General features: G+C 63.9%; 3 protein-coding genes. 1 reads left to right on the top strand and 2 read right to left on the bottom strand.

Annotated features, from left to right (window positions below; translation table 11 throughout):
* Positions 1 to 69 precede the first annotated feature (69 nt).
* The gene (gene istB / locus WS69_RS15330) at positions 70 to 936 is read right to left on the bottom strand and encodes an IS21-like element ISBcen28 family helper ATPase IstB (protein ID WP_059471587.1); all 867 of its coding nucleotides are present in this window, start codon (positions 934 to 936) and stop codon (positions 70 to 72) included.
* Positions 933 to 2,189, bottom strand: coding sequence for an IS21 family transposase (gene istA, locus WS69_RS15325; protein WP_059471586.1), 1,257 nt, complete (start codon positions 2,187 to 2,189; stop codon positions 933 to 935). Before istA ends, istB begins: the two co-directional genes overlap by 4 nt.
* Here istA and WS69_RS34795 point away from each other — a divergent pair.
* Positions 2,110 to 2,313 (top strand): hypothetical protein (locus WS69_RS34795; RefSeq protein WP_208450438.1); only part of this gene is annotated, 204 nt, incomplete at its 3' end. The genes istA and WS69_RS34795 overlap by 80 nt on opposite strands.

Raw genomic sequence — 2,313 nt, 5'->3', positions numbered from 1 at the left:
GCTGTCAACCTCGGACGTAATTTCCCCAGAAGTGTCGAAGTAAAATTCCCCACCCTGTTCGGACGGTGATCAACCGGCGACGTGATCGAATGGGTTCCTTCGGGGGCGGCCCGGACGCCGGCGAGCCGGTTCAGCGGGCACGGGGTTCAGGGAAGACGGACGGTTGCGCAGATGGTCCGGCAGCAGATCGGCGTGTTCTCGCAGGCGGTACGATGTGCCTTCGATCTGCACGACGATCGCGTGGTGCAGCAGCCGGTCGAGCAACGCCGCGGCCACCACGCTGTCGCCGAACACGTCGCCCCATTCACCGAAGCTGCGATTGGACGTCAGGATGATCGCGCATCGCTCGTAGCAGGCGTTGACGAGCTGGAAGAACAGGTTGCCACCGTTGGAGCCGATGGGAAGGTAGCCGATCTCGTCGACGATGAGCAGGCTGTTACGGGCAAGGAAGCGCACGCGCTGCGCCAGGTTGCCTTCCCGTTCGGCCTTGGCCATCGAGTTCACGATCTCGGCCAGAGAGCCGAAGTAGACGCTCTTGCCCGCGCGTACGGCTTCCACACCCAGCGCAATGGACAGGTGCGATTTGCCCGTGCCGGGCGGCCCCAGGAAGTGAACGGTCTGCCGTCGTTCGATGAACTCGAGTTGTGCAAGCGCCATGATGCGATCGCGATCCAGGCTCGGCTGGAAGCTGAAGTCGTAGCCGGCCAGCGTCTTGATCGTGCCGAGCCGCGCGGTCTGCAGCGCCATCCGGATGCGGCGGGTCTCGCGTGTCGTGAACTCCTCGCCCAGCAACGTTTCCAGCACTTCGAGCATCGAGCTGTCGCCTTGCTCGAAGCGGTTCAGGGTGGCATCCAGCGTTTCGAGCGCGCGCGGCATGCGCAGGCCGACGAGATAGCGCCGGATGCGCTCCAGTGTCGAGGTAGGCATGCTGTTCATGCGGTCCTCCCGGCTTCTGCGAGACGTCTTGCGACCTGGTCATAGAACGACAGGGGCCGGCGAGCGACGCTCGCCGTCACCGATGGCACGGGGTGCCGTGCCGGCTGCTTACGCTGGTTTGCACGCCGATGACCGGGCAACAGCGAGGTTCGTCGCCGGCCTTCCAGCACGGGATGCACCGCCAGCAGTTCACCGTCCTCGTAGATACGGATCTCGTGAGCCAGACTGTGGACGTCGAGCACGCGCTTGCGCGTACGATCGGGCACGCTGTAGTAATTGCCACCGACCGAGACGAGGCCTTCGTGGCTCACGCGCCGCTCGAGCCGGATCACGCCGTTGAAGGTGCCGGCCGGCAACGCCTGCAGTGCGGGGCGCTCCTCACCGAAGTGCTGGGCGACGACGCGGTGCGTCGTGCCATGCACGCGCACATTGGCCACAGTGTCGAGCCACTCGCGCAACTGTCGGTTCAGGTCGGCGAGATTCTGGAAGCGACGCGCCAGGAAGAAGTCCTGCCGGATATAGCGATACGGCCGCTCGACCTTGCCCTTGGTCTTGGCGCGATACGCCTTGCAGGCGCGCGGCGCGAAGCCGTAGTGCTGCGCAAACGCGACCAGCTTCGCGTTGTAGACGATGTGCTTCTCGACTTCGCCCAGCACGGCCGCCTTCATCCGGTCGTACAGAATCTCGCGCGGAGCGCCGCCGAGGTGTTCGAATGCCTCCGTATGACAGCGCAGGACGGTCTGCAGATCCTGATGCTCGACGAAGCGTCCCCAGAGATAGCGGCTGTGCCCAAGCACGATTGAGAACAGCCATATCGAACGCCGCTGGCCAGGCGCGTCACCGAACTCGACATTGAAGTGCGCGAAATCCACTTGAGCCTGATGACCGGCGGGCGTCTCAAAGCGCACCTCGAAGCCGCGTTGGCGGGGTGGCCGGACCTCGCGAATCAGATCGCCCAGCGCCGTGCGGCCGCCGGTATACCCCATGGCCCGGATCTCGCGCAGCAGACGTTCGACGCTCAGGTCGGGAAACTCGCGGACACGTTCGGTGACGTAGTGGACGAACGGATCGACCACGCACGGTCGCGGCGCGCGCGGACCGTAACGCGGCGCCTGAACGCCATTCCTGATGTATTTACGAACGGTCTTGCGGTCCATACTCAGTCGAGCAGCTATGGCCGAAATACTCAGCCCTTGCCGATGCAATTCCAGAATCGTCATCACTTCCTCCAGCTCGACCACCGACACCCCCACGACGGATCTCAAGGGCAATATGGTCGGCGATCGACAGGACGGCGCCGCTACCGCGGCGCCGTCAGATAAAAAACTGGGGAAAATTACTTCGACGAAAGTGGGGAGTATCTATCCGACGCTGACA

It is taken from the genome of Burkholderia sp. BDU5 (assembly GCF_001522845.1).
GTDB classification, from domain to species: Bacteria; Pseudomonadota; Gammaproteobacteria; order Burkholderiales; family Burkholderiaceae; genus Burkholderia; species Burkholderia mayonis.
Note: the sequence above shows the minus strand (reverse complement) of the source record. Positions and strands in the feature narration are given on the sequence as shown.